The sequence below is a fragment of the Thermoflavimicrobium daqui genome (assembly GCF_003313465.1).
In the GTDB taxonomy this organism is placed as follows: domain Bacteria; phylum Bacillota; class Bacilli; order Thermoactinomycetales; family Thermoactinomycetaceae; genus Thermoflavimicrobium; species Thermoflavimicrobium daqui.
This window is the reverse complement of the sequence record NZ_KZ845671.1, coordinates 58,149-85,028: the sequence shown is the minus strand read 5'-3', so window position 1 is coordinate 85,028 and position 26,880 is coordinate 58,149. Positions and strand designations below refer to the sequence as shown.

Annotated in this window: 25 protein-coding genes; 3 read left to right on the top strand and 22 right to left on the bottom strand. The window is 37.3% G+C overall.

Translation table 11 applies throughout. The features are described 5' to 3' along the window. Nucleotides 1-70: 70 nt before the first annotated feature. Nucleotides 71-616, bottom strand: coding sequence for a hypothetical protein (locus tag DL897_RS14195; RefSeq protein ID WP_113659802.1), 546 nt, complete (start codon nucleotides 614-616; stop codon nucleotides 71-73). Between the two features lie 303 nt (nucleotides 617-919). Here DL897_RS14195 and DL897_RS14190 point away from each other — a divergent pair, with 303 nt between their 5' ends. Next, nucleotides 920-2,455 carry a recombinase family protein gene (locus tag DL897_RS14190; RefSeq protein WP_113659801.1) on the top strand — a complete coding sequence of 512 codons (1,536 nt, stop codon included), beginning with the start codon at nucleotides 920-922 and terminating at the stop codon, nucleotides 2,453-2,455. 46 nt (nucleotides 2,456-2,501) lie between these two features. Further along, complete coding sequence (locus DL897_RS14185; RefSeq protein WP_276308592.1) at nucleotides 2,502-3,467, top strand: UDP-N-acetylmuramoyl-tripeptide--D-alanyl-D-alanine ligase; 966 nt, start codon at nucleotides 2,502-2,504, stop codon at nucleotides 3,465-3,467. A 375-nt stretch (nucleotides 3,468-3,842) separates the two neighbouring features. Here DL897_RS14185 and DL897_RS14180 read toward each other — a convergent pair whose 3' ends face one another. The 14 genes from DL897_RS14180 to asnS form a co-directional block, all read right to left on the bottom strand. Continuing rightward, nucleotides 3,843-4,727 (bottom strand): cupin domain-containing protein, encoded by an 885-nt coding sequence (locus DL897_RS14180; protein WP_240627454.1) that lies wholly within the window; start codon nucleotides 4,725-4,727, stop codon nucleotides 3,843-3,845. Between the two features lie 292 nt (nucleotides 4,728-5,019). Further along, nucleotides 5,020-5,574 (bottom strand): HAD-IA family hydrolase, encoded by a 555-nt coding sequence (locus DL897_RS14175; RefSeq protein ID WP_113659799.1) that lies wholly within the window; start codon nucleotides 5,572-5,574, stop codon nucleotides 5,020-5,022. Continuing rightward, the gene (locus DL897_RS18295) at nucleotides 5,550-5,690 is read right to left on the bottom strand and encodes a hypothetical protein (RefSeq protein ID WP_168188802.1); all 141 of its coding nucleotides are present in this window, start codon (nucleotides 5,688-5,690) and stop codon (nucleotides 5,550-5,552) included. The genes DL897_RS14175 and DL897_RS18295 overlap by 25 nt, the downstream gene beginning before the upstream one ends. A gap of 148 nt (nucleotides 5,691-5,838) precedes the next feature. Next, entirely contained in the window at nucleotides 5,839-6,888 is a 1,050-nt protein-coding gene (locus tag DL897_RS14170; RefSeq protein ID WP_113659798.1) for an SAM-dependent methyltransferase, read from the bottom strand. A gap of 92 nt (nucleotides 6,889-6,980) precedes the next feature. Then, nucleotides 6,981-7,235 carry a hypothetical protein gene (locus tag DL897_RS14165; protein ID WP_113659797.1) on the bottom strand — a complete coding sequence of 85 codons (255 nt, stop codon included), beginning with the start codon at nucleotides 7,233-7,235 and terminating at the stop codon, nucleotides 6,981-6,983. 545 nt (nucleotides 7,236-7,780) lie between these two features. Next, a complete protein-coding gene (locus DL897_RS14160; protein ID WP_113659796.1) occupies nucleotides 7,781-8,854 on the bottom strand; it encodes a sensor histidine kinase in 1,074 nt (357 codons plus the stop codon). Beyond that, the gene (locus DL897_RS14155) at nucleotides 8,851-9,543 is read right to left on the bottom strand and encodes a response regulator transcription factor (RefSeq protein ID WP_113659795.1); all 693 of its coding nucleotides are present in this window, start codon (nucleotides 9,541-9,543) and stop codon (nucleotides 8,851-8,853) included. The genes DL897_RS14160 and DL897_RS14155 overlap by 4 nt, the downstream gene beginning before the upstream one ends. Nucleotides 9,544-9,739: 196 nt before the next feature. Then, the gene (gene clpP, locus DL897_RS14150; protein WP_113659794.1) at nucleotides 9,740-10,315 is read right to left on the bottom strand and encodes an ATP-dependent Clp endopeptidase proteolytic subunit ClpP; all 576 of its coding nucleotides are present in this window, start codon (nucleotides 10,313-10,315) and stop codon (nucleotides 9,740-9,742) included. A gap of 28 nt (nucleotides 10,316-10,343) precedes the next feature. Continuing rightward, complete coding sequence (locus DL897_RS14145; RefSeq protein WP_113659793.1) at nucleotides 10,344-10,553, bottom strand: hypothetical protein; 210 nt, start codon at nucleotides 10,551-10,553, stop codon at nucleotides 10,344-10,346. Beyond that, nucleotides 10,540-11,139, bottom strand: coding sequence for a winged helix-turn-helix domain-containing protein (locus tag DL897_RS14140; protein WP_113659792.1), 600 nt, complete (start codon nucleotides 11,137-11,139; stop codon nucleotides 10,540-10,542). The genes DL897_RS14145 and DL897_RS14140 overlap by 14 nt, the downstream gene beginning before the upstream one ends. 259 nt (nucleotides 11,140-11,398) lie before the next feature. Further along, nucleotides 11,399-13,573 (bottom strand): DNA helicase RecQ, encoded by a 2,175-nt coding sequence (recQ, locus tag DL897_RS14135; protein WP_206186531.1) that lies wholly within the window; start codon nucleotides 13,571-13,573, stop codon nucleotides 11,399-11,401. A 148-nt stretch (nucleotides 13,574-13,721) separates the two neighbouring features. Beyond that, entirely contained in the window at nucleotides 13,722-13,919 is a 198-nt protein-coding gene (locus DL897_RS14130) for a hypothetical protein (protein ID WP_113659790.1), read from the bottom strand. A 123-nt stretch (nucleotides 13,920-14,042) separates the two neighbouring features. Beyond that, the gene (locus tag DL897_RS14125) at nucleotides 14,043-14,768 is read right to left on the bottom strand and encodes a DnaD domain-containing protein (protein WP_168188801.1); all 726 of its coding nucleotides are present in this window, start codon (nucleotides 14,766-14,768) and stop codon (nucleotides 14,043-14,045) included. 214 nt (nucleotides 14,769-14,982) lie between these two features. Beyond that, a complete protein-coding gene (gene asnS, locus DL897_RS14120) occupies nucleotides 14,983-16,290 on the bottom strand; it encodes an asparagine--tRNA ligase (protein WP_113659788.1) in 1,308 nt (435 codons plus the stop codon). A 311-nt stretch (nucleotides 16,291-16,601) separates the two neighbouring features. Between asnS and DL897_RS14115 the strand changes: the two genes are divergently transcribed. Continuing rightward, on the top strand, nucleotides 16,602-17,726 hold the full coding sequence (locus tag DL897_RS14115; RefSeq protein WP_113659787.1) for a CapA family protein: 1,125 nt from the start codon (nucleotides 16,602-16,604) through the stop codon (nucleotides 17,724-17,726). Between the two features lie 159 nt (nucleotides 17,727-17,885). On the opposite strand, the gene DL897_RS14110 is transcribed toward DL897_RS14115, so the two are convergent. The 7 genes from DL897_RS14110 to spoVK form a co-directional block, all read right to left on the bottom strand. After that, a complete protein-coding gene (locus DL897_RS14110) occupies nucleotides 17,886-20,237 on the bottom strand; it encodes a DUF2339 domain-containing protein (protein ID WP_113659786.1) in 2,352 nt (783 codons plus the stop codon). 149 nt (nucleotides 20,238-20,386) lie between these two features. Then, the gene (glnA, locus tag DL897_RS14105; protein ID WP_113659785.1) at nucleotides 20,387-21,724 is read right to left on the bottom strand and encodes a type I glutamate--ammonia ligase; all 1,338 of its coding nucleotides are present in this window, start codon (nucleotides 21,722-21,724) and stop codon (nucleotides 20,387-20,389) included. A 32-nt stretch (nucleotides 21,725-21,756) separates the two neighbouring features. Continuing rightward, nucleotides 21,757-22,155, bottom strand: a complete 399-nt coding sequence (locus DL897_RS14100) for a MerR family transcriptional regulator (protein ID WP_113659784.1) — start codon at nucleotides 22,153-22,155, stop codon at nucleotides 21,757-21,759. A 179-nt stretch (nucleotides 22,156-22,334) separates the two neighbouring features. After that, on the bottom strand, nucleotides 22,335-22,811 hold the full coding sequence (locus DL897_RS14095; RefSeq protein WP_113659783.1) for a DUF456 domain-containing protein: 477 nt from the start codon (nucleotides 22,809-22,811) through the stop codon (nucleotides 22,335-22,337). A gap of 289 nt (nucleotides 22,812-23,100) precedes the next feature. Then, the gene (locus DL897_RS14090; RefSeq protein ID WP_113659782.1) at nucleotides 23,101-24,378 is read right to left on the bottom strand and encodes a methionine gamma-lyase family protein; all 1,278 of its coding nucleotides are present in this window, start codon (nucleotides 24,376-24,378) and stop codon (nucleotides 23,101-23,103) included. Between the two features lie 80 nt (nucleotides 24,379-24,458). After that, nucleotides 24,459-25,721: a GTPase HflX gene (gene hflX, locus DL897_RS14085; RefSeq protein ID WP_113659781.1), complete on the bottom strand. Its 1,263-nt coding sequence runs from the start codon at nucleotides 25,719-25,721 to the stop codon at nucleotides 24,459-24,461. Between the two features lie 36 nt (nucleotides 25,722-25,757). Beyond that, a complete protein-coding gene (spoVK, locus tag DL897_RS14080; protein ID WP_113659780.1) occupies nucleotides 25,758-26,723 on the bottom strand; it encodes a stage V sporulation protein K in 966 nt (321 codons plus the stop codon). Nucleotides 26,724-26,880 lie beyond the last annotated feature (157 nt).

The window sequence follows — 26,880 nt, the reverse complement described above, 5'->3', positions numbered from 1 at the left end:
AAGCCGAGATCCTAAAGTCAAAATAGGATATCAGCTTTTTGCATGCAAACAAAAAAGCCCCTTTCTAGGGCTAGGCAGTAACTTTACCAGACATTATTTTTGAAACATCTTGAGCAACAGAATAAAGTTCTAAAACATCACCATAATTGATTACGTATCGATATTCATTATTTCCGATCTCAACTATGGTTGGATACTCTTCCGCTCTGGTATTTCTATACTTATTCCAGAGATATTCCACTTCTTCTATTAAAATATCAACATGAGTGGCAAACACTATTCCTGAACAGTTTACACCAATCTTGCCTTTTGGATAGTCGGATTCCCAATACTTTGCAAAGAAGTTAATAGACTTAGGCGGTATCCCTAGTACAGTACCTAGCTTTATTACATATTCAACTGAATATAGTTCAACACTTTTCATATCTTGAACAAATTGTTCTTTTTCTTCTTCGGTTCGAAAAAAAATATAAGCTTCAAGATCATTAAAGCGATAGTTTGGGTATTTTCCTTCTAGTAATCGGTCAAAATAAGGTTTCAAACGTAGATTTCCTTTTTGGCATGTACAAGCTGGCTTATAGCCTAACATGAATGCCTCTTCGGGTCTAAGATCCATTCCAATCCATCCTTTTAGTTGCTAAATCTTATTTGGTAACCTGAGCAATACCACCAGATATCTCTTTTGCTGTCTTGCGCTACAGTGCTAGTTTTACCGCAAGAAGGACAAGGTGGAACCCCACTCTCCTTTGAATATCTTTATTTTACTCTATTCTAAATAATCGGACAACCATAATATATAGAGCTTTTAAAGCAAAAAGCCATTTCATAAGTAGACATATTACAGGTGCTTTATCTTTCCTTGACGAAAAAAAATAGATCACTTTTAATAAAGGTAATTACATAATACAAGGTGATATTGATGGATCGTCCGATTGGATTAGATTGTTTCATTTATCTCAGGAAAAGCCGAAAAGATATTGAGGAAGAAAGAAAGGCACTTAATGAAGGAGGATCATACGATACACTAGAGAGGCATCGAAGACAGCTTTTAGAGCTAGCTAAGAAGGAGCATCATAATATTTTAGAAATATTTGAAGAAGTAGTATCAGGAGAGCATATTATCGATCGTCCTGAAATTCAGCGAATGTTGCGTAAAGTAGAAGCAAACGCAGTTGATGCTGTCCTTGTAATGGATCTTGATCGTTTAGGACGCGGAGACATGTTTGATATGGGTTATATATTTAGAACTTTACAATACTCTGAAACGATCATTGTCACACCAACCGAAATAATTAACCCTTTAGCAGAAGGTGCCGAACTTCTATTTGGTGTAAAAAGTATTATCTCCCGCGAGGAGCTAAAAGCCATTACAAAAAGGATGCAACGTGGTAGACGTGTCTCTGCACAAGAGGGAAAGTCGGTTACCAGAAAACCTCCTTTTGGATATATACGTGATGAAAATTTAAAGCTTCATCCTGATCCTGAAACAAGTTGGGTAGTTAAAAAAATATTCGAGATGATTGCAGATGGTCATGGTCGATCTTCTGTTATTCATGAGCTGCGAAAGCTAGGAATAAAGTCGCCTGATAAAGCCCGTGAATGGAATGCTGTACAGATCAGAAATATGTTAAACAACGAGGTGTACTTAGGGCATATTGTTTGGGGAAAAATGAAATGGGTAAAGCGAAGTGGAAAATATATATCGAAAGCTTTACCATCTGATCAATGGATACGAAGAGACAACGCACATGAACCGATTATTAGCCAAGAACTATGGGAAAGAGCTCATGCTTCATATGGAAAAAAGACTCCAAAAACTAGAAAAAAATCGAAGTTAGTCAATCCACTAGCCGGACTTTTATATTGTAGATACTGTGGCTACGCAATCGTTTACTCCTCAGATAAAAAAGGTTGCGATATGTACAAGTGTAAAAGTTCCCATTGTAAAGGAAAGCAAAGGAGTGCCCTAGTATCATTAGTAGAGCAAAGAGTTCTAAAGTCTTTAGAACAAATTGTGAGTGAGTTTGAAGCCAATGAAGAGCACCAAATAAAACAGCCTTCTACTATACCCATGAAGAAAAAAGCTTTGACCACAAAAAATAGCGAATTAGTCGTTCTAAATAAACAAAAAGACAATCTACACGATCTACTTGAACAAGGCATTTATGATGTCACCACATTTAAGGAACGCCAGAAAATTGTTGTAGATAAAATCAAAACAGTTCAACTTGAAATTGATGAATTGAAACAGGAAATTGAATATGAACAAGAAAAAGAAAAAAAACAAGTAAAGTTTATTCCTAAAATCAAAACAGTTATTGAAGCTTATCACTTCACTGATGATGTTCGGAAAAAAAATCAGCTACTTAAGTCCGTTTTAAAAAAAATATTGTATGAAAGAAAACCTAAAACCAAAAGAGATGGGTTTGCTTTAGAGATCTTCCCACATATATAAATCATACAATTTTGATAGTGATTAATACACTCTTTACTGGTATCATATAAATCTAAACACTCTGACCTTTTTACCCAACTATCTTGTTCAGCTAAAACCGAAACATAAATTGCTTTTACTGGAGATGGGAATGAAGTCTCTTTATAACATTAAGAGACAATGCTCCATTGTCAGGCCACATATTGGCGTTGTTACGAATGTAGGAGAAGCACATGTTGGCAGTTTGGGAAATTTAGATATCGTCGTTAAGGCCAAGCAAGAAATTATCGATGGAATGCGGCCTAGAGGAACTTTATTTTTAAATGCCGATGATGCACGTTCACGTAAGCTAAATACGCGAAATTTTATTGGGAAAATTAGAACATTTGGTATCAAAAATCCAGCCTACATTCGAGGGAGAAATGTTCACTACACCTCAAGAGGAATGAAATTTGAAGCGAAGATCAATGGAAAGATCTATCCTTTCTTTATACCGACTTTTGGAATCCACAATGTTTATAATGCTCTGGCTGCAATCGGTGTTAGTCTTAGTATGGGAGTTCCGATCAAAGCGATTCAAACAGGGCTTGCTCGTTTTCATGCTCCCCAAATGCGTCTACAACTGATTAGGGGGCAGGCGAGCCGCTTGTTAATCAATGATGCGTGGAATGCCAATCCCACCGCCATGGCAGCTGGTCTGCATGTATTAAAGAATATCGCAGGATCTCGACCGACCATTGCAGTGCTTGGTGATATGCTGGAGCTAGGTCGGCTAACCTATTCTTCGCACCAACGGATTGGTCGACTGATAGCTAGATTAAATATCGACCATTTAATTACGATTGGCAAAAATGCTCGGATTATAGCACAATCTGCTATTCAAAGTGGATTTGACCGCAGTAGAGTTACAGTTTGTCATAGTCGTGAAGAGGTTCTCTACCATCTTTCATACGCTCCGAGAAATGCCCTAATCTATTTCAAAGCTTCGCGAAAACTGCATTTAGAGAAAATTGTGAAACGGTTTAAAGCATAATGAACACATCGATTATCAACTAGTAATACAAAAAACATCCCTTTCCCACTATATACAAGTGGGAAAGGGATGTTTTTTTTGGATGATATTATTCATGAACTTTTTTGCGGTCAGCAGGATAGGTTCCTTTATAATCTTTATAGTTTACATCGGTAACCATTGCTAATTTTTGATAGGAGCTGTATTTTTGAATCACATTACCATCAGTGGACAATACAATCTGTTAAATGTGATTGGTTTGCTCATTTTACAAGCACCCTCCATCCACACATATAGAACATGACAGATTGAATACAGTCTCGAAGGGAGTGAAAAGCAATTTTGCAATAAATGAAAAAAAGACTTGAGTTCCTATACGGATACTCAAGTCTTTTTTTAGACCAATGCGTCTGCTTTCGTTTTATGAACAGTACCAAAAGGATGCTCAGGCGGTGCATAAATAGTGTAAAGCTTTAATGGTTTATCTCCTGTATTGATTAAATTGTGCCATTTACCAGCAGGTACCATGATGGCATAATCATCATAAACTTTAGCTTTAAAGTCCAATTGATCTTTCCTATCTCCCATTTGAACCAAACCTTGCCCCTCTTCAATGCGTAAGAATTGATCAACGGTAGGATGAACTTCTAATCCAATGTCATCTCCAACATTGATACTCATCACGGTCACTTGCAAATGATCTCCTGTCCATATTGCGGTACGGAAAGTATTATTTTGCTTAGCAGCCTTATTTATATTTACCACAAACGGTTTTTTTCCATAATCCTTCAATTTGATACTACCTTCTTGGTATGATGATAATGAACTAAATCGGTTAGCATGATTTGCCTTGTTATTACAAGCTCTCCAAAATACATCTTGAAATGGTGAACGCTGAGTAAGTAAATAACTATTTCGATATTCTTCGTAATCCTTCACTGCTATTTCATATGCTTTTTGTAATCCTTCTCTATAGCTGTTGAATGTAACTTTATCGATTTCATACATAGGCCGTCTTCCAGTAAGCTTGATATACAGTTCAGTAAATAGGTTTAAATGGAATTTTTCATCTTCTAAAGCTTGAAGGATATAATTTTTATGCTTTTGCTTAGGTGCAGACTTAAGTAACCGGTTATAAAAATCAATAGCTGTAGCTCCTCTTTTTATTCCAGCAAGTATGGCTTCTAATACTTGTTGAATATTTCCTTGATTTTTTTTCACCGTAACGTTTGAGTAATACATCGGGTCGTAATAAGGAAATGGATTAGGCGAATAGTACAAATCTGCTCACTCCCTCACAGGTTTAACCCTATTCATCATGTAGGCATAGGACTGATATATACATATGATAAGAGACTAAAAAAGTGCCAATTAAAATGTGATGTATCCCTATTCGCTAGTTGGTGTCTCAAACATCCTTCTCCGTAATAGTAATCCATCTTAACACTCCCATAGTTTTATTCGATATCAGAAATTAATCATGATTTTCTAAATGACTCCTAGTCAACTATCAAGTCTATTCTGAACTACCTATATAGAAACTAACAATATAGACTGTTCATTCTATTTGGAATTAAACAATTCCAACTTTATCAATAATCTCTTTCAGTCGAGTTATTCTCTTACAGTCAAAAATTGTATGCAATCCCCCAAGATGATCTAGGAGAATAGCATCAATCCCTGCACCCTCAGCACCTACGATGTCTGTATAATAAAGATCGCCAACATGCATTACCTCTTCAGGATTCATATTCATTAATGTAATCTGAAAAATTTCCTTATCTGGTTTTTCATAACCCTCTAGTTGGGAATCTGCAATGTAATCAAAATAATGCATAATACCAAAGTCTTTTAAAACAGCTTCTAAAGTTCCGTTCCAATTAGATACTACAAATTGTGTCAGAGTCTCTATACAATCAGGATCAAGAGATGGTGTTCTTTTTTCTTTTCTGCCTCTTGTTATCACTTCTTTAGCAATTTGACCCGCTTTTATATGCTTCATCCCAGATGCTAGTAGACCAACGGTATAATTTTCAATCCAGAACCTTTCGGTAAATACATAATCTCTATCTTTTACGGATTGCTGCAGATGCTTTTCAGCTGCTAATTGTCCTCTCTTCCAATCCATTTTTGAAAAATTGAAGCTAGAAAACCTTTCACAATGGTATTGAAGTAAATTAGGCTACTAGCTTCAAACAGATTAATCAATGTACAACCAGCATCAAAAAATATTGCCTTCTTCATAAGGATAACCTCCTTCAATTTGAGAAAAAGACTTACAAGCTGATTGTTTAATAGTAAGTTGAGAAGAGAAAACATTGCTATATATGTATAGTCGATCTCTCAAAAATCTGAACTAATTCCCAAATTCCAATATTTCCTATATAATTTATCATTTCTTTTTCATAAAAACAGTTACTTCCGACCTGTTATAAAATAACTGCCTAGCACCCAATATTTGATACCATCTTTCTAATTGAGCAATGGCTTGATTTACTGTTTTCTGGATATGTTTTTTTTGCAACTTCAAAGTCATGATTGCAAAACCACCGTTTTTTAAACTGCTTTGAACTATCCCCATAAGGGATACAGATTCCTTAACATCCATTCTCATGTCATTCACAATTAGATCAAATTTTAAATCGCTATGCCTTTTCACAAAAACTTGAGCTGTTTCCTTGAAATGTACGACTCGTGGATGCCTCTTTAATGATTTATCTAATTCTGCAGGATCTACTGCATATACTTTTAGGTTATGATTAAGTAAAACTCGAGTCCAACCTCCAGGGGCTGCTCCTAAGTCAATTGCCATACCTTTTTTGGGAATAGGAACATTAAATACATCAATTGCTTCAACCAACTTAAATTCTGCCCTTGAAATCTGATCTTCTTGTTTAGCAAGTCTGTACTTTCCTCCAGCCCAATTACTTAAATTCTGTTTGGCTAATGATATTCCTAAGTAACCATTTTCATCTGACAAAACAATGGATATCACTTGTTCTGGTTTAGTTATATTTAATTTAAATCCCATAGCTTCAATAGCATTTGAAACGGTCTCATTAACTTCAAATCTTTTGTAGGATTTACCTTTGGAGCCTTCAAACCTTGTTTGTACAGAGAACGATTTATCCTTATCCAGCAAATATGAAATTTCCTGAATATGTTTCAAAATAGTCTCAAGATCATCTCTATCATTACTAAGCTTTATAGATAAATGAACGGGACAAATATGCTGTATAAAAATAGGCTTCTTCACACTAAACTGTTCAGCCACACTTTTAAAGCTTTGATCTAAAGTAACAAGTCCAACTCCCTCACCTAACCATTTTTCTAGATGTCCATTTTTATCAACAGCAAAAAGTTCGTTTAATCCAACTTGTAATGATTCATGTTTCACAGTAATAATCAATGCGAATGCGTCTGTCACTATTTCAGATTTCATCTTATTACCATTCCTTTTCAATAATAAATACTAAAAGACAGCTGTGGTTAGCATCATTTTTGACTATTTACAGCAATTCATCCCTAAACTTATCACATTTTTTCTCTAAATGTAATTCTCCTCATATCGAAAAAATATTTACTTATTCTATCAAATCTTCCGTTTATAAAATTCCCCATAAACGTATTCTCACTAGTAATATCTACCCTCTTTACTTCATTAAGCCCTAACTGCCTTCTTTTATCAAAACTTTCTCTGTTCATTTTATAAATTTGATTTTCAAACCTCTTTTTATGCTCAAAGTGCATCACTGAGTTTTCTAATATAAGATCATCTATTGATTGCACACCTACACTCCCATTGAGTTTCCATTGAATATCGGTAGCTCCATTCCCCAGTCATCATACTCTTCACAAAAACCTCCTATCTCACAAAAAGTGTATCTCCAACCAATTTATTTTCCAAAGTAAGTCCCTTTCCATTTCATTCATAACTTAAGATCTTTTAAATTAGTATAATTATGATTTTCTTTTATCTCCAAACTTTTTTTAGCATCTCTTATTGAAGATAACGATCTTTTATACTCATTTACTAAATCTTTCATGTTTTTCACCTCTGTCATATAATAGAGATGAGAAGCCTCATTCCCTGCTATTTTCAGCAGGGATTTTTTATAAATTAAATTGGTTAATTTTGAATATCAGTAGCCTGAATTGCTTGACGTGACATTTCTTGAAAAGCCTTAGCTGATTGCCATCATTCCTCTACGCCTTTGAAAAAGGTGAGTCTCCTGTCGGCAATTATCATGAAGAGCTTATGAGGAGAATACCTCTTTAGATTAGAAGATGTGTTTTAGAACGCTTTAATACTTAGAAGCATGACTGCTCTGTATCTATTTAGGAAATTGTATCCTAATTGTCGTTCCCTGATTCACTTCACTTTCGACCTCGATTTTACCCTGATGGGCTTCAACCAATTTCTTGACAATGGTTAAACCGATACCTGCACCACCTAATCGGCGATTTCTTGACTTTTCAACCCGATAAAAACGTTCAAATATCTTTTCGATATCGGATTTAGGAATACCCATTCCTGTATCTATCACTACTAATTGGATTGAGGAATTGGCCTCTTCAGTTTTCACAGTGACTGTTCCGAATGCTGGGGTAAACTTTAAAGCATTAGAAAGGAGATTGATGATCACTTGGGTCATTCTTTCAGGATCGACTTCCATCCATATGGGATGATCCGCTTTAACCACGAGTTGCACACCTTTTTGTATATAGGCGGGTAGGATTGCCTTGGCACTTCTCCCTACAATGGATGATAAATCTTCATAAATAGGATTAAGTTGAAATTCTGGAGATTCTAAACGGGTAAGCTGATGCAGATCATCGACCAGACGGATTAGTCGTTCAATTTCTTCATAACAAGAATGGATTCGCTCAAAGGTTGGTTCCCATATCCCATCTGCAAATGCTTCCATATAGCTTTTTAGTGTTGTAAGTGGAGTACGTAATTCATGAGCTACATCTGCCGTTAAGTTTTTTCGTAGTAGCTCTTGTTGCTCCAGCCGCTTGGTCAGATGATTAAATGCTTTTCCTAAGTCTGCAATCTCATCATTCCCTTTAACATGGACACGTTTTTGTAAATTGCCTCGGATCATCTCTTCTGTCGCTTTTCTCATTTCAACTAAGGGAGCCGTAATCCGCTTTGCCATATAAAAACTAACACTAATCGCTAAAATGACAGAGCCAAGAGCTGTCCATAAAATAGCTTGAATTAAAGCCATCTCAAAATGTTGATTTAAGCCTTCCATTTGTGAATCCATGACCGAAACTTGTTCTTTATATAGTAAAAAATGATAATGGGTCTCTAGCATAAGTACAAGGGTAGCTAGTAAAATCACCCCTGTTACAATCCCAATTAAAATAAGAGAAAGTCGAAAATGCAGGCCTTTCATCATTTACCAGCTCCATGAAAGCGATAGCCAAATCCATAGACGGTTTGAATATACTTAGGATGCTTTGGATCTGACTCAATTTTGGCACGTAAATTTTTCATGTGCTGATCAATGGTTCGAATATCACCTGTAAAATCAAAGCCAAACCCCTTTTCGATCAACTCTTCGCGTGAGAAGGCACGCTTGGGATGACGAGCTAAAATGGATAATAAGCGAAATTCCATCGGGGTTAGGTTAACTTCTTGGCCTTGCTTCCAAACTTGGCGTCTTACTGTATCGATCACCAGATCTTCATCATTAAAAGAGAGATAGTCTGCTAGAAGATCACTTTCATTCGAGCGACGAATCACAGCCTTCACACGAGCCATTAACTCCCTTGGACTAAATGGTTTAACTACATAATCATCAGCACCCATCGTTAGGCCTTGTACTCGATCTTTCTCATCGACTTTCGCCGTAAGCATAATGATGGGTACGGAAGAGATTTGCCTTGCTCTCTTACAAATTTCTTCCCCTGGTAAATCAGGTAACATCAAATCGAGGATCACTAAATCAAGTGGATGCCGCCCAATCACCTCCATTGCTTCCTCCCCTGAAGCTGCTTCAACCACTTGATAACCTTCATTATCTAAATAAGAAACGACCACTTCTCGAATTTTTTCTTCATCATCTACAACTAAAACTCGCTTCATTCTCCTTGCCTCCGATCCTTCACATTTCTTTTATTCAAAAGAAAAAGGCGGATACCCTTTTTTTAGCAGGGGTAATCGCCTATAGTCTTAGATAAATATAACAAAAACTTGTGAAGAAAATATGAAGTTTATTTTACTATGACAACGATTAGGAACTAGAGCACCATCGCCTTTTATCTGATCGATTTTACAACACTTACAATACACTATCAATCAAGCCATATTCTTTGGCTTCTTCTGCTGACATAAAGAAATCGCGTTCCATGTCTTGGGCTACTTTTTCAAGGGGTTGCCCTGTGTGTTTAGCCGTTAATTGCTGGAGCAACTCTTTTGTTTGTAACATCCGTTTTGTTTGAATCTCAATATCCGTAGCCTGCCCTTTACATCCTCCCCAAGGCTGATGTATCATCACTTCTGAATGTCTAAGAGATAATCTTTTCCCTTTAGCCCCTCCCATTAGCAAAATAGAGGCTGCCGATGCTGCCATCCCCACACAAATCGTTGATACATCAGGTGAAATATGTTGCATTGTATCATAAATGGCCATTCCTGCTGTGGTAGACCCTCCTGGAGAATTAATATACATAGAGATATCCTTCTTTGGATCTTCAGCAGCTAAAAAAAGGAGCTGAGCCACGATCATACTTGCCATTTGATCTTCAATCTCGCCATTGACAAAAATAATCCGATCTTTAAGCATGCGTGAATACAAATCATATGCACGTTCGCCACGATCTGTACTTTCCAATACTGTTGGTACTAATCCCTTCATGAGCGATGTCCTCCCTGTTATCTATAATTTAAGCAGCACAAGCTTGAGGTCTATCGAACATCATCACTGTTCTTGACTTACCAAATCCAGACGAAACTTGTGTAATTTTTAGCGGTGGTTGGTTTGGTTTAACACCAACGGTCCAAGTTGTACGAAGCGGCTCTTGGGTTGTCTCGCTTTTCGCTGGAAAAGGAACTACTTTCTGATTCTTAGACTGATCCTGTTTACTTTGACTCATTTTCCTCTTCCTTTCTTGGCTCGGGGTATACCGCCAAAACGACTTGATAAGGATGATTGACTTCTTTTGACTGATATTTGCTGGCGAGTTCCTTTAACATGGACACATATTCTTGTACAAATGCTTCTCTTTCACCTTCACTTGCCAAATAAATTTGGGTCGATAAAGTAGCACTGGAAATTACTTCGCCTTCATCTGTTTGGTCCATCAAAAGTAGCGCATCTTTTTTAATTTGTTCGCTAGTATAGATTAAATGAGCTAAAGAATGTTGATCTTGTAGACGTTGTAACATTTCTGGTTGAACGCCAAGGGAGTCAGCCAATATAAACGATCGTGCCACTGCTTGGTAAAGCACTTCAACCAGGTTTTTCACTTGTCTCGTTCCCACACGTCTTACCAGTCCAACTTTCTCTAAAATCTTTAGATGGTAGTTTACTCGCTGCGGCTTCTCTCCGATCTTTCTCGCAACTTCAGTAGCTGACGCGGGCTCACTTAGTTGGGCTAAGATCTCTCCCCGCAAGGGATGGAGCACAGCTGTTGCTTGTTCGGGCAATTGAACCAAGTACGCTTCCTGCATCTCTGCCATCCTCAATCACTCCATAAAAAAATTACCTTTCGTACAAATATATTATTACGATATGTTTTTTTTGTCAATGTTTTTTCTGAACTATTTGAACCAGAGAAATATAATAACTAATGATTGTAAAAAACGACCACTTCGAAACACCATTCTTATTTAATAAAAAAAGCGACAGCTATTCCGTCGCCAAATAAGGTAGTTTCTTTCCACTTTTATTTTGGACATAGTTTTATCGAAGACGAAAAATGATTTCGGCTTAAAAATTTTATGATGAAACAACTTGCTCTCCTTTCATTTTCTGCTGTTGAGCGCGTGCAATGAAAGCTTTGATCATAAAATAACTCACTTCTTCGGGTAGTTCATCTTTTAGCGGTCTTAATTTATGAGCACCAAGCTTAGCAATCGCCTCGGCAATCGTTTTTTCATACTCCTTTGGAATATAGTCATCCCATCGAATAGGATATCCTTCTACTTCACAGCGAAAAAGATGATCTTGAATGGTATTTAAGTTTAACTTCCTCTCTTCGGCGATATCTTCTAATGTTTTTCCTTGTTGAATCATCTGGTAGGTAAGCAGATGACTAGCAACTGATGAAGGTTTGTCTATCTGTGCTGGAGATAACTGATACTTATCGACAAACTCCTTAACCATCTTTAAGAAAGCTTCTCCATACTTTTCATATTTATGAACCCCCATTCCTTTGATTCGAAGCATCGCTGATTGCTCTATCGGTAAATGCACACACATCTCTTTAAGTGTACTATCATGAAAAATCATATAAGGTGGGATCTGTTCTTGGATAGAGAATTCCTGTCTTAGCTTACGCAATGCTTCAAATAGCTCATCACGTAGTAGCTGAGCACTTGAACTAACTGGTTTTTCTTCCGGTCTTAATTGACGATGGATCACTTTTTTTGTCCCTTTTAATACAGCAAGTGCATTTTCTGTTAGCTTGGCAACCGGAAAAGAGTTAGATGAAAGCTCAATCTGAATATAACCATCTGCCGCTAATTCTTGACATAAACGGTAAATTTCTTTTTCGGTATGTTGACTTAAAATCCCATAAGTGGACAATTGATCAAAGCCAAACTGCTTGACTTTTTGTGATTTTGAGCCTTTAAGCACCTTGGAGACCAAGGACAGACCAAATTTTTCTCTCATTCGCTTGATACATGAAAAAACCTTTTGTGCATCAACGGTTCGATCGATTAGTTCAACTTGAGCATCGGGATCATACTTATAACAGTTGCTACATTTTCCACATTTTTCATCACTTTGATCATCAAAGTATCGAACAATCGTTTGTTGCAAGCAGGTTTGTGTCAAGCAATAATTTTTCATATCAAATAGCTTTCTCAGCTCAACCTGTTTCCGTTCCACTGATAAATCTGACTGCTCGATAAGATAACGCTGTGTATGAATATCTTGAGCATGATAAAGGAGCAGACATTCACTGTCCTCGCCATCTCGCCCTGCTCGCCCTGCTTCTTGATAATAGTTCTCCAAGTTTTTAGGCATGTGATAATGAATGACAAAACGAACATTTGATTTGTCAATCCCCATACCAAAAGCATTGGTTGCAACCATTATAGGTAGTTGATCAAAGGAGAATTGCTCTTGCATCTGATCTCGCTCGTTTTCCTCCATCCCCGCATGGTATCTTCCAACAGGAAAGTGCTTGTCCTTTAGATAAAGATAGAGTTGATCCACTTCCTTTCGGGTCGCACAATAAATAATTCCAGAATGATGAGGATGAGAACGTAAATATTCCACAACATATTCTCTTTTATCCACCCCATGTAATACAACGAACCGTAGGTTAGGTCGCTTAAAACTAGTGATCAGAACATGAGCGGGTGGAATGGATAGATTGTCCAAAATATCATGACGTACGATCTGTGTGGCTGTTGCCGTCAAAGCTACTACAGTCGGACGCTTCGGAAGTGACTCAATCATGCGACCAATATGTAAATAACTGGGTCGAAAATCATGTCCCCACTGGGAAATACAATGTGCTTCATCCACGGCTACTAAGGAAATATCGATCGCTTGAAGTAGTTCTAAAAATGATTCAGACTCCAGCCGTTCTGGAGCAATATATAAAATTTTATACCTCTGTTTTTTGGTCTCATCAATCCGTTGTTGTAGTTCACCCCAACTAATCGAGCTATTTAAATACGTTGCCGAAATACCGAGCTGTTTGAGTGCATCAACTTGGTCTTTCATTAATGAAATTAAGGGTGAAATAACCAGTGTAACTCCTTCTAACATCAGTGCTGGAATTTGATAGCAGATGGATTTCCCTCCACCTGTTGGCATAATCCCAAGCATATCTTTTCCTTGTAATAGACTCTCGATGATTTGTCGTTGTCCATGGCGAAAGGAAGAGTATCCATATGTCTTTTGTAATAGCTGTTCAGCCTCGACAATCGTAGGCAAACTATTCACCTCTCTCGACCCAAACCTCTCTTTTCTATCATAGGGTATCCAATCCTATTTTTCGAGAGGAAAAATAGATCAGGGGTGATTTTGGAACAAAAAATAGACACACCAAAGTATGTCTAATCCAAAATATATCCCATCTATCTTAATCCATCCGTCCGCAACAAGCACAGGGTCGAGGTGCTCCAAACAAATAAAAATGGGGCTGATGCCGTTCACATCGAGACGTCTCTTTAATTTGTGCCCAACCGAACCCTATTTTTTCATCTACACGAACTTGAAACCAACCGCTACTTTTTTCTTCAGCATGAACATCGGACCATCCAAAGCCAAATAAACTCACTTGATCACCTCAGTCTTATCATAGATAAAGAATTTATATGTATGAATAAATCAAAATATGCCCAAGAAAAAAGCAAATCCTAGCATCCATGAAAAGATGCTAGGATCATTATTCTTCCTTAGATTAGGATTCTTGATTTACCCAATTATAAAAAGAAAAAGCAGGCTTTGGTGAGCTATTTCTTTCTGATGATTGATATAAAGTTCCTTTTTGCCGAAACTTCCTAGAATATTCGATCGCTTGTTCAACTGTTTCAATTTTGTGTTGTTGCCATTCCAATAGAATACGATCGATGTAGCGTATATTCATTTTCCCACAATAAATCGCTTCTCTGAGTGCTGCTTCAATTAGCTCTTCTTGATAACCATCTGTATCGATCCATTGTGCTAGTGTTTCACATTCCCATGGCGATAATGGACGTCCAAATTCTTGTTCAAATAGATGAAAAATCGAATCGTATGTGGTTTCCTCCAAAGCGATTTTGTCATTTTTCTCTTCTGTGTAAGAAGAAATTAACCGTTCAAACAAAGGAACTAACGAATAGCGTTCTGAATGAAGCCCTTCTTCATCCAATTCTTCTTCAATTTTCAACAAACCACTTTTCACTAGACGCTCAATCAATTGAAGTAATTCATCGGTAGTCCCATTCATACGCTCCTTTAATTCACCGATCGAAGGAAAAAGTTTTTGCTCCTTCTCTCGAAATAAGATCAGATGAATCAGTAGCATGACTTCTTTTTCTGATAGCCCTAATCGTTTATATTCTTTTAACAGCACAACAGGTAAGGCGATAGAACCTTCCTGAAGGAGATGAACCAGTCCAGTCTGAACCATCCCATTCTGTTCCATGTTCATCCTCCTCTCTCCTCAATCTATAACTATATCATTCTTTCTAGCTTTAGAAACAGACTTGAAAAATAAAAAAGCATCGGTATATATAAACCGATATACCGATGCTTTTTTTGCTATCCAAATCAACTCGTCGATTATTTCTATCCCATAGTGATGTCATTTTCCAGTCTAGTTCATACCGGATTTCACCATTGATTAATTCCATACTTGATTATGGATATAAGCGATATAGCATCCGTGGGAACGGAATGGTTTCCCGTACATGTTCTAAGCCACAGATCCAAGCAACAGTTCTTTCTAAGCCCAGTCCAAATCCGGAATGGGGTACAGATCCATATTTTCTCAGATCCAAATACCAAGCATAGGCTTCTTTGGGTAGATTATGCGCTTCAAAGCGCTCTGCTAATAACGTTGGATCATCAATCCGCTGACTTCCTCCTATGATTTCCCCATATCCTTCTGGAGCAATTAAGTCTGCACATAGTACAACTTCAGGACGTGCTGGGTCAGGTTTCATATAAAAAGCTTTAATTTCGGTTGGATAATGCGTGATAAAAACGGGTCTCTCAAAGCTTTCAGCAATTTTGGTCTCATGGGGTGCACCAAAGTCTTCGCCCCACTTAAAATCAGTGAAGCCTTCTTTGTGTAATAGTTCAACAGCTTCATCGTAGGTGATGCGTGGAAATGGTGCTTTAATTTTTTCAAGTTTTTCTATATCCCGTCCCAGTGTCTTTAACTCAGACTTACAATGATTTAAGACATGGGTAACAATATGGGCAATCAATTGTTCTTGAATTTCCAAGTTTCGTTCATGATCGACAAAAGCCATCTCCGGCTCAATCATCCAAAATTCGATTAAATGGCGACGTGTTTTCGACTTTTCTGCTCGAAACGTGGGTCCAAATGAATAAACCTTATTTAAAGCGATCGCCGCTGCTTCCATATATAATTGTCCGCTTTGGGTTAAATAAGCATCTTCATCAAAATACTTAGTATGGAACAAGTTTGTAGTTCCTTCACAAGAAGACGGTGTTAAAATAGGTGGGTCAACCAAAGTAAAACCATGTTGATCCAAGTAATCTTGGATCGCACGAATAATTTCAGCACGAATCTTTAACACAGCGCGCTGTTTAGGTGAACGAATCCACAGATGACGGTGATCCATCAGAAAATCAACGCCATGCTCTTTCTTTTGAATTGGATAATCCTCGGCAATTTGAATCACTTCTATTTTATGGACATCCAACTCAAAGCCACTTGGAGCACGTTCATCTGCTCGAACAGTTCCCCAAATATACAAAGAGCTTTCTTGAGTAAGCTGTTTAGCTGTTTCCCATACTTCTGGTTCCACTTGTTTCTTCACTAAAACACCTTGGATAAATCCAGTTCCATCACGAAACTGCAAAAACTGGATTTTTCCACTTGAGCGTTTGTTATGTAACCAGCCACCCATCTTCACTTCTTGTCCTACATATTTAGCAATTTGATCAATTGTCACCAACACGTATGTAACCTCCATCCAAAAATAACACTAATTTTAATTATACCTTCCCTCTTCTAAATGAGTCAATTCTCGTAACACGTCCATCGAGAAATAGAAATCTTGTAGAAAATGATTTAATATATTCTTGTAAGAGATAAATTAGAGGTGTTGCTTAAACCCTATCCAATACAAAAAATATCTAGAGGTAAATTCAGAATTTATAGAATAGGGTGTCCCGTGTTATTTTTCAGTCTACTAGTCTCTGCTGGGGTTCAAGCAATAAACTCTATATAAAAAATAGACAAATGAATAATAGGAGATGATTCATTCTGAAGAAGGTCCTTATTGTGATCCTAGTTATTATCATTTTGAGTCTAGGAGCTTGGTTTTTTGACTTTGGATTATTAAGCGATAATGAATCTACAGACATTAAAGCGAAAGATCAACCCATACAAGCCACACCTACTAAAGCAACCATTGCTGCTACTGGAGATATCATGATGCATGATTGGCAAATCAAAGGGGGAAAAAAGAAAGATGGAACCTATAATTTTGACCATTTCTTCAAGAGTATAAAACCTTATCTGACTGAACCCGATATTGCGATTGGAAACTTTGAATTTACCCTTCTGGGGAAAGAACCCTATATGGGCTATCCCCATTTTAATTCACCAGATGAAATTGCTGATGCCATCAAAGCAAGTGGGTTTGATGTAGTTAGTACAGCAAACAATCATTCAATAGATACAGGTGTACCTGGTGTGAAACGTACCTATCGCGTGTTAAATGAAAAAGGGATTAAAACAGCAGGTACTGCACCATCTCCTGGTAAAAGAAAACCTGCTTTTGTAGAAAAAAATGGCATTAAATTTGCCTTTTTATCTTACACTGAAATGACCAATGGCATCCCCGTCCCTAAAAATTATTTAGTAAATCGAATTAAACTAGAGCAGATCAAAAAAGATATTGAAGATGCCAAAAAGCAAGGGGCTGATTTTGTAGCCGTCTCGCTTCATTTCGGAGAAGAATATCAAAAACAGCCTAATGAATATCAAAAGAAAGTAGCAAAGCAAGTTTTAAAAGACGGAGCGGATGCTATATTAGGTAATCATCCCCATGTGCTCCAACGTGTTGAGAAAGTAAACGTAGATGGAAAAGAAAAACTAATCATATACTCCATGGGGAACTTCATGTCCTATCAAGTACAACCTCATACAGATGAGAGTGCCATTATCTACTTTGATGTCGTGAAAGATCCTGTTAAGAACCAAGTTAAAATAGAAAATGTGTCTTTCCTTCCTATTTTAACTTATAAAAAGGGATACTATGTTGAAGTTGTCCCACTTCCTTCGGATCAGCCAGAGTCTTTAGAGAACTGGCCAGGAATAACCAAGACAAAATGGAAAACATCTTATCAAAATATCGTAGATGTCATCACCAGTAAACAAAAATTTCCGATCTATACCAAATAATTGGACAAGCTGATAAACTATCTAATAACTTCGTTTTCCTTTTTTAAAGAAAACGGTTATATGAAACGAACAAAAGCTTAGTCCCCTCTATCCAGAAGGGACTAAGCTTTTTTTAATCAAACATATTTCAGCCATTTCCTAACAAACTAAAATAAGAATCTACCACTGACGAAACCAATGTTTATATTTTTGATAAATAAAAGAGATTCCAAGTAGGATCAATCCAAGCCCAATAAAAGAGATAATCCGATATAGGGTATCCAAAAATTGAAGGTCGAATACAAAGATTTTTAAAATCGCAATACCAAACAATCCGATTGATAGAAAACGAACGCTTTGTATTTTCCTCCAAATACCTATCGTCATTAATATACTCGAATAAATAAGCCACGTAATGGATAACGACCATTGTTGTAAATGGATAAAATGATCCGAATATTGTTGATGAAGTAAGAGACGATTAAAATAATCAAGTACTTCTACTGAAACTAATTCAAACATTAGCCCAGCGATCCCTAAAGTAAAAGTTAATGGAATCCACTTATTGTCAACGATTTTCTGGCTTTGCCACCATTTTAAATGAATCCATAATATGAAAACAGCGATTAGAAAAACCAAAAGACGAAGATTCAATACAGGTATAAAGCTATGGATTGGCTCATAAGAAAAACCAACTGTAACTACTCCAAATATGCTTACAGCCATAATAATCCACGATAGATAAATCATACATTCCAGTTTAAACCTTATCCCAAACCAATGAATCACCAAACTATAGAACATCCATGAAGCAAATAAAACCATTAATAATATAAACTGCGGATCATTTGGGAATAACCATTTTTCCAAACCATTTATCCATTCCACGGACAAAATTCCTATCCAAATGAAGATAGCCCAAGTGAGATGGTAGATTTGTGAAATTCTCTTTGCATATCGAAGCTTAGCTGTTCCATAGAAGAAAGCGAGAACTCCAAAAGCAAAGGCTAGTAATAAACAAGCCAAAGCGCGTTGATTCCAAAGTGGAATACTTACCACTTCATTCGAAGATAAGAAGAGTAGATACCAACTCGTAAGAGACAGTAATCCAACTCCAAACCAATGACTTGCCTGTTTTTTCCAATGGATACCTATTATAGAAATCAGAAAAGCTTCAATCGTCCACAGATATACGAGTGGAAACTTCATCCATTCCCAGGTTGTGGCCATGATCAGTAAGCTGTAGAAAGTCAAACTAAAGCGATCTTCTTGCCATGGAGAAAGTTTATGTAATGATGAAAAGCGTCCTTGTAATAGAATTGGTATAAGATAAAGGATACCTACACTCAAGGTAATAAGCCCCATCCATTTCCGATGATCTGGTAAAAAGAGAATGATTAATGTTACATAGTAAAGGAGCGTATTTCCCACATGGCAAATAAGGAAGGAAAAACGTTTTCTCCTCGGACGAATAAGCAAATAATTTTCAAACAGATAAAAAATAGCCCAAAACAAAGTGGTAAAGAAAAATAACCATCCAAACTCCGACTGCCGATTTGATAAATGAATTATCCAAATAAGAGAAATAAGATAAATACCCACAAAAGTTAAAAAATAAAGAACTCGCCATTTCTCTTTTTTTACTGTTATCCACACCATGCCGACCGCTAAGAAAGCCAAATAGCTTAATAATCCGATGGTACTAACTTCGCCCGAATTTAATAAGAAAGGAGTTAAAAAACCACCGATCCAGCCAAGAATACTAATTGCCAGCGAGTTATATCGCATAGCTTGCTGAAAAGCAAGGATAGTAACACTTGTCATCAAAAGTAAAGCGATTTCATAGGAAACGAGTTGATAAAAATTATAAGTTGCATAAGCAGATAAATAAAAAATCGCAATCCCGCCCACTATACCTTGACCAAAAATAGGTATGTTCTTCTTATAAGAGCGTGCTCCACCCCATAACAATAATCCTCCGATCACTGCCCCAATTAATACTCGAGCCGTTTCATTAATCCATTCATGATCAAAAGCATATTTAATAAAGAAACCAATCCCAAGAATTAAAGCAATCGCACCAATCCGATTCAGCCATTTGCCGCCAATCAGCATCTCCCATTCGGTCTTTGTTCTGGCATCTTGAACTTCCATTGAACCTAAATCTGGCACTTCTGCTTGTAGTGATTGGTTTTCTGGTTTAACTTGTATTGGCTCTGACACCTCGGAAGTAAACTCATCACCCGCTTTTTCTACTTGGAATTCTGTTTCTATCTTCTCGTATGGCTGTGTAGATATCCTACCTGCTTCTTCTTGTACGACAGGTATCTGTTCTTTAATTGCGTTATTCTTTTTATCTAAGGGAACTAGTGACTCTTTAATCCAATCTGTTTGGTACCCGTTCTGCCTCAAGTGTTGCAATGATTCATCCACACTTTTAATTCGCTGCTCTAATTGCTTTAATTTTGTATAAAAATGAATGACAATAAATGCTAACACAATGACACTCAGGAGTAATAAACCTGTCAACATCCAATCCCTTCTTCCTCTTCGTCAGATTGAACATACGGTACATTTTCAGAGCACTCTTTCGACTAACCAATAACTTCCTATTTTTATTATATAAAATAATCCCCTACCTATAAATCCGCAAGGTAGAGGATTAAGTATAACAAGCTTACTTAGTACAAAGACATATATTGTTCACGTTCCCATTCGTGTACATGTGTGCGGAACATATCCCATTCGATTTCTTTTGCTTCGATAAAATGGCTTAATGCATGTTCTCCAAGCGCATCGATGATAACTGGATTATTTTTCAACTCTTCTAAAGCTTCTACTAAGCTAGCTGGTAAGCTTTCTATACCAGCGTCTCTGCGCTCTGCTTCATCCATAATATAAATATTTCGATCTACCTGTGATGGCAATTCTAATTTATTTTTTATACCATCCAAACCTGCCTTAAGCATAACAGCAAGAGCAAGGTATGGATTAGCAGATGGGTCTGGACTCCGTAACTCAACACGTGTACTAAGTCCACGAGATGCCGGAATTCGTACTAATGGACTGCGATTTTTCGCCGACCATGCGACATAACACGGAGCTTCATATCCAGGTACTAAACGCTTATATGAATTAACGGTTGGATTGGTGATTGCTGTAAAAGCACGAGCATGTTTTAAAATACCTGCTAAGAAATAACGAGCCGTTTCACTTAGACCTAATTCATCCTTCTCATCAAAGAAAACATTTACATGATCTTTGAAAAGAGATAAATGACAGTGCATACCTGAACCACTTACCCCAAACAGAGGCTTTGGCATAAAAGTTGCGTGTAATCCATAATTACGAGCAATATTTTTAACCACTAATTTAAAGATTTGAATATTATCTGCTGTTGTCACAGCATCTGCATATTTAAAATCGATCTCATGTTGTCCAGGAGCTACTTCATGGTGAGAAGCTTCTACTTCAAAGCCCATCTTATCAAGAGTAAGTACGATATCACGACGACAATTTTCACCCAAATCCAATGGTGCTAAATCAAAATATCCACCTTTATCGTTTAGATTCATCGTAGGTTCGCCATTTTCATCTGCTTTAAAGAGAAAGAACTCCGGCTCCGTTCCTACATTTAAGTCAGTGAAGCCCATTTCTTGTGCTTCTTTTAATACTTTCTTCAAGATTCCACGTGGATCTCCTTCAAAAGGAGTTCCATCTGGATTATAAATATCACATGTAAGTCCTGCTACTTTCCCAAGGTCATTGTCCCAAGGATAAATAAACCAAGTATCTAAATCTGGAAATAAGTACATATCTGATTCTTCAATGCGAACAAATCCTTCAATCGAAGAGCCATCAAACATCATTTTATTATCAAGTGCTTTTTGTAATTGACTACGAGGGATTTCTACATTTTTAATAGTTCCAAGCAAATCGGTAAATTGCAAACGAATATATTGAACGTTTTCTTGCTCAGCAATCTTTAAAATATCTTCTTTGGTGAATTTTTTAGGCATGTATTGGCCTTCCCTTCATTTAGTTTCATCGATCAGTGCCTAAAGAAACGAGTCATTTCCCCTTGATTTAATAGGGTTTGCCCAGGACGTAAAGGATGTGTTAGTTGCTGTTTAAGCATTTTACGTAATTCTTTTTCGGATAACTCTTTTTTCACTTTTTCTACTTCTTGTTTAGCTATGAGCACCTGCTGCGATTTCACCAATACCTCTTTTACTCCAGCAGTATTCACACCTTTTTCAATCAATGCTTTAATTTCTAAAAGTCGTTCTACATCATTAAAAGAAAAGAGTCGTTGATTCCCACTGGTTCGAGCTGGATGAATCAATTGTTGTTGCTCATAGTAGCGAATTTGACGCGGTGTAAGTTCGGTTAGCGTCGTGACAATGCGCATTGGAAGTAAAGGCATATTCCGCCGGATATGGTCCCTCATCGCAGCATTCCCCTTTCTTTTAAAGAATGTCTTTCCTGTTGTCATTATATACCTATGTCAGCTTTCATGTCAAATAAATGTTAAAAAAGTTGACATGAAGTAATCTAATTATATTTTAGTATAACAAAAACAGAAAAAAGCTTATTCCTTAGGCAGATAAAAGGAATAAGCTTTTCCATTTAAACCACTTTCCAGATAAACCAAACCAATAATCCAGTAACAGAAATGAGTTTGAAAATTGTTCCAAAGATAAAGGTAAACACACTACTTAAACTAACTTTAAACGCATCGCTTGCATTTTTCTGGAGTACCAGCTCAATGATAAAGATTAACACCATAGGACCTACGATAATAGCAATGGGACCGAAAGGAATACAAACGATCATTCCTATAATCGAGGCCCATACAGACCAACTAGATCCGCCATACTTTTTGGCCAAATACCCCTGTATCACAAAATCGCCTATTAAAAATACTAAGGTCATACTATGAACCACTATCCAAAAACCCCAACCCAAATCGACATCATTAATAAAGAAACGATAAATGAGGAAGGCTCCCCAAATCAAGGGCATATCAGGAAGTACTGGTAAAATTATTCCTGCATACCCCAATACCAATAGTACAATGATAAGTATCCACCAAAGTGTATCCACTCAGATCCTTCTGCTACTCCATATCTCCAAATCAGACAGATAGTAAAAGATAGCGATCGACTTGGTTGTGCATTTCAAGAATAGATCATTCATATGTACACAACCACTTACAAATGACAAAAAATCAGCATTCAATCGATATGTAGTAGCAGATCCTCCTCTCCTTTTATTAAGGGCTTTTAAAAACATTGTATCTATAAAAGTAGGTTTTTTTGTACTTATTTTGTTAAAAATACGGCACATTTTCCAAGCGATTCGTTATCGATAACGAATCGCTTGGATCAAAATTCTATTTTATCAATGACACTTGAAGCCCAGACTCAATCATCCGATCAATCGCTTGGATCATGGCAATTTTCACATGTGAATAAGTAAGCCCACCTTGCAAATAGGCTATATAAGGGGGACGCAGCGGTCCATCTGCTGATAACTCAATACTTGATCCTTGTACAAAAGTACCTGCAGCCATGATTACTGGATCTTCATAACCGGGCATCGGAGCAGGAACAGGTGAAATGTGCGCATCCACTGGGGACCCTGCTTGAATCCCTTGACAAAAAGCAACTAAAAGCTCTGGGTTTCCTAAATGGACTTGTTGAATAATATCTGTACGAGGCTCATTCCATTTTGGTGTCGTATTAAAGCCTATCTCTTCTAACAATGCAGAAGTAAATACAGCACCTTTTAGAGCTTCACCCACGACATGTGGAGCTAAAAATAGTCCTTGATAATAGTCGCGTAAATAAGCATAGGTCGCGCCACCTTCCAAACCAATTCCTGGAGCCACCAAGCGTGCAGCTGCTTTCCTAACCCATTTTTCTTTACCAGCAATATAGCCACCTGACTTAGCTAATCCACCACCAGGATTTTTTATAAGCGAACCCGCGATAAGATCGGCTCCTATATGGGTTGGTTCCTCTAACTCTACAAACTCACCATAGCAATTATCTACAAAAATAACCAAATCAGACCTAATCTGGCGAAGTTGCTGGATCATCTTCTTTATTTGAGCTATGGTAAATGAAGGGCGATCAGCATATCCACGAGAACGTTGAATACCAATAACTTTGGTGTTCTCTGTCAAAGCTTGCTGAAACGCATCGAAATCGATCTGTCCATCAGAGAGTAATGGAATTTCACGATACCTTATTCCATAATCAGCAAGAGAGCCTGATCCGTCCTGTTCCTTGCCAATTACTTGTTGTAATGTATCATAAGGCTGTCCAGTTAGATAAATTAGCTCATCTCCAGGACGTAAAGTCCCATATAAACAAGCGGCAATTGCATGCGTTCCGGAAATAATCGAAGGACGAACAATAGCTATTTCAGCTCCAAATAAATCGGCAAAAATTTTCTCGAACGTTTCACGCCCAATATCATCATATCCATATCCAGTAGAAGCTTGTAGATGATATTCACTAACACCATGTTGGCGAAAGTAATGAAGCACTTTCCATTGTTGTTCATCTACAGTTTGTTCAATCTGTTTAATTTGAGAGGAAATCAGTTTTTCTACGTTTTGTACTTTTGCTTGAATCCAAGCTGAATGTTTTAATTGCTTGTACACTTTTCACACCATTTCTACAGGTCATAGTCAATCATATTTCTCACTGATTTAATGGAAACATACTTCAACATAACAATATATTAATACATCTGAATACATGCTCTTAACTCGGGAGCCAATTTTTTATAGCTTTCAACAGAAAGACGAAGTTGAAATTGCATGGTTAAGCCAGTAACTTTAGAGCTTATTACTTCGGCAGAGCGATAAAGAATGGAAATCCAGTCTCCTTTATCTACTGGAATTTCAGCTTGAGCCCATAAATTTTCTCTGGTTAACATTTGGTCAATTTTATCTTTCAGTAAAAGCAGATCTTGATCATCTTGCGCAGAAATCATAATCATCTCTTGCTCAGGTTGAGCCTCAATTTGAACAGAAGAACTGATTTTATCCTTCTTATTCAAAATGGTTAACATGGGGAGATGGGCCGCCCCTAATTCTGTCAAAACTTTTTCGACCGTGTCCATCTGCTCTCTTGCTTCCGGATGGCTTGCATCAACTACATGTAACAATAAGTCGGCTTCCTTAACTTCTTCTAAGGTAGACCGGAAAGCAGCGATCAAGTCATGTGGTAGGTTACGAATAAAACCAACTGTATCTGTAAGTAATACTTTTTTCCCATGTGACAGTTCCAACATGCGTGAGATCGGATCTAAAGTAGCAAATAGCTGATCTTCAACAAGTACATTGGATCCTGTTAAACGGTTGAGCAAGGTAGATTTCCCTACATTGGTATATCCGACAAGGGCGATTTGAGTCAAGTTATTTTTCTTTCTTCTCGTTCGAAACAGGTTTTGGTGCCCCTTCATTTCGGATAAATCCTTTTTTAATGCCCGAATCTGCCGACGAATATGACGCCGATCCGTCTCTAGCTTTTTCTCTCCAGGGCCCCGGGTTCCAATCCCTCCACCTAAACGCGAAAGCTCTTTACCTCGTCCTGTTAAACGTGGAAGGAGATATTGTAGCTGTGCTAATTCTACCTGAACACGCCCTTCTCTCGTGTGAGCGCGCTGAGCAAAAATATCTAAAATTAATTGTGTTCGATCTATTACTTTACAAGGAAGTATCTTTTCCAAATGATTCACTTGAGCTGGTGATAACTCCTGATCAAAAATCACCAGATCTACCTGATTCGCTGCTGCCAGCTGGGCTACTTCTTCAACTTTTCCTTTCCCAATAAACCAAGCTGGATCTTTGCGCTCTCGAAACTGAATCACTGTTTCGATGACCATACACCTTGAAGTTTCAGCCAAGCTTTTTAGTTCAGCTAAAGATGACTTAATTTCCCACAAATCTCTTTTTGATCCACATCCCACAAGTATCGCTTTCTCTTGCATTCGATTCATTTCGATGCTGGATCATCCTTTCAACTTTTGTCCATTTTAATTATACCATGAATGCACTTTTTGTTCCTTCCGATGAGATGAAAACACAAGGTCTTCACTATGAATCGTCATCAATTCATCCTTACTCGGATAACGCATACGTAGTAATCGGACGGCATGATGTCGAATCGCTTGTTCGATCACATTCCGTATATAGCGTGCATTCCCAAATGGTTGATCTGATTTAGATACCATGTTTATTAAATGATTTTTAAACTTTTCTGCTGCTGCTAATGATAAACGATACTGCCGTTCCCTAAGCATCTTTTCTGTTATTTGCATTAATTGCTCTTTGGAGAAGTCAGGAAAATGAAGATGGATCGGAAACCTCGAAGGTAATCCGGGATTCATCCGTAAAAAATATTCCATTTCCTCAGAATAACCTGCCAAGATTAAGATAAAGTGATTTCGATAATCCTCCATTGATTTAACAAGCGTATCAATTGCTTCCTTACCAAAATCTTTTTCTCCTCCACGAGCCAATGAGTAAGCCTCATCAATAAATAAAATACCACCTAATGCTTTTTTTACATGCTCTCTTGTTTTTTGTGCCGTATGTCCAATATATTCACCTACTAAATCAGCCCGCTCTACTTCGATTAGATGTCCTTTTGATAAAATGCCAATCTCTTTAAATAGCTGTGCCAAAATACGAGCCACTGTCGTTTTTCCCGTTCCAGGATTACCCGTAAACACCATATGTAAAACTTGTTGCTCCGTCATAAGCCCTACTGCTCGCCGTCGTTTGTTAATCTCTAACCAAGCATAAATTTCTTTTACAAACTCTCGTATTTGTGTAAGCCCTACTAAACGATTTAACTGAGCTAAACAATTTTCTAAAGGGCTTTCTTCTTCTAAATGAGATTCCATTTGTGGGTAATGCATTTGCATCCCCTTTGATTCTCGATCAAACACAACATGAATGCGATGCTTAACTTCTTGTTTCAGCATCCGATGGGTCATTTCTTTATCACCTCTATACTGGGTGTGCTTCAATATATATACGCATTCGCCCAATCATTGGTTACCCAGAAAAAATAACTAACTATTACGAAAGCAGAAAGAGTATGTTGCACAATCAAAAATCAGATTTCTAAACAAAAGTATCCAATCTCTTATG

Bases quoted from the DNA above. Each gene is read 5' to 3' on its own strand.
- DL897_RS14195 (WP_113659802.1), bottom strand. From the start codon at position 616: ATGGATCTTAGACCCGAAGAGGCATTCATGTTAGGCTATAAGCCAGCT.
- DL897_RS14190 (WP_113659801.1), top strand. From the start codon at position 920: ATGGATCGTCCGATTGGATTAGATTGTTTCATTTATCTCAGGAAAAGC.
- DL897_RS14175 (WP_113659799.1), bottom strand. From the start codon at position 5,574: ATGGATTGGAAGAGAGGACAATTAGCAGCTGAAAAGCATCTGCAGCAA.
- DL897_RS18295 (WP_168188802.1), bottom strand. From the start codon at position 5,690: ATGAAGAAGGCAATATTTTTTGATGCTGGTTGTACATTGATTAATCTG.
- DL897_RS14170 (WP_113659798.1), bottom strand. From the start codon at position 6,888: ATGAAATCTGAAATAGTGACAGACGCATTCGCATTGATTATTACTGTG.
- DL897_RS14160 (WP_113659796.1), bottom strand. From the start codon at position 8,854: ATGATGAAAGGCCTGCATTTTCGACTTTCTCTTATTTTAATTGGGATT.
- DL897_RS14155 (WP_113659795.1), bottom strand. From the start codon at position 9,543: ATGAAGCGAGTTTTAGTTGTAGATGATGAAGAAAAAATTCGAGAAGTG.
- clpP (WP_113659794.1), bottom strand. From the start codon at position 10,315: ATGAAGGGATTAGTACCAACAGTATTGGAAAGTACAGATCGTGGCGAA.
- DL897_RS14145 (WP_113659793.1), bottom strand. From the start codon at position 10,553: ATGAGTCAAAGTAAACAGGATCAGTCTAAGAATCAGAAAGTAGTTCCT.
- DL897_RS14140 (WP_113659792.1), bottom strand. From the start codon at position 11,139: ATGGCAGAGATGCAGGAAGCGTACTTGGTTCAATTGCCCGAACAAGCA.
- DL897_RS14125 (WP_168188801.1), bottom strand. From the start codon at position 14,768: ATGGAACAGAATGGGATGGTTCAGACTGGACTGGTTCATCTCCTTCAG.
- asnS (WP_113659788.1), bottom strand. From the start codon at position 16,290: ATGGAGGTTACATACGTGTTGGTGACAATTGATCAAATTGCTAAATAT.
- DL897_RS14110 (WP_113659786.1), bottom strand. From the start codon at position 20,237: ATGTTGACAGGTTTATTACTCCTGAGTGTCATTGTGTTAGCATTTATT.
- glnA (WP_113659785.1), bottom strand. From the start codon at position 21,724: ATGCCTAAAAAATTCACCAAAGAAGATATTTTAAAGATTGCTGAGCAA.
- DL897_RS14100 (WP_113659784.1), bottom strand. From the start codon at position 22,155: ATGAGGGACCATATCCGGCGGAATATGCCTTTACTTCCAATGCGCATT.
- hflX (WP_113659781.1), bottom strand. From the start codon at position 25,721: ATGAATCGAATGCAAGAGAAAGCGATACTTGTGGGATGTGGATCAAAA.
- spoVK (WP_113659780.1), bottom strand. From the start codon at position 26,723: ATGACCCATCGGATGCTGAAACAAGAAGTTAAGCATCGCATTCATGTT.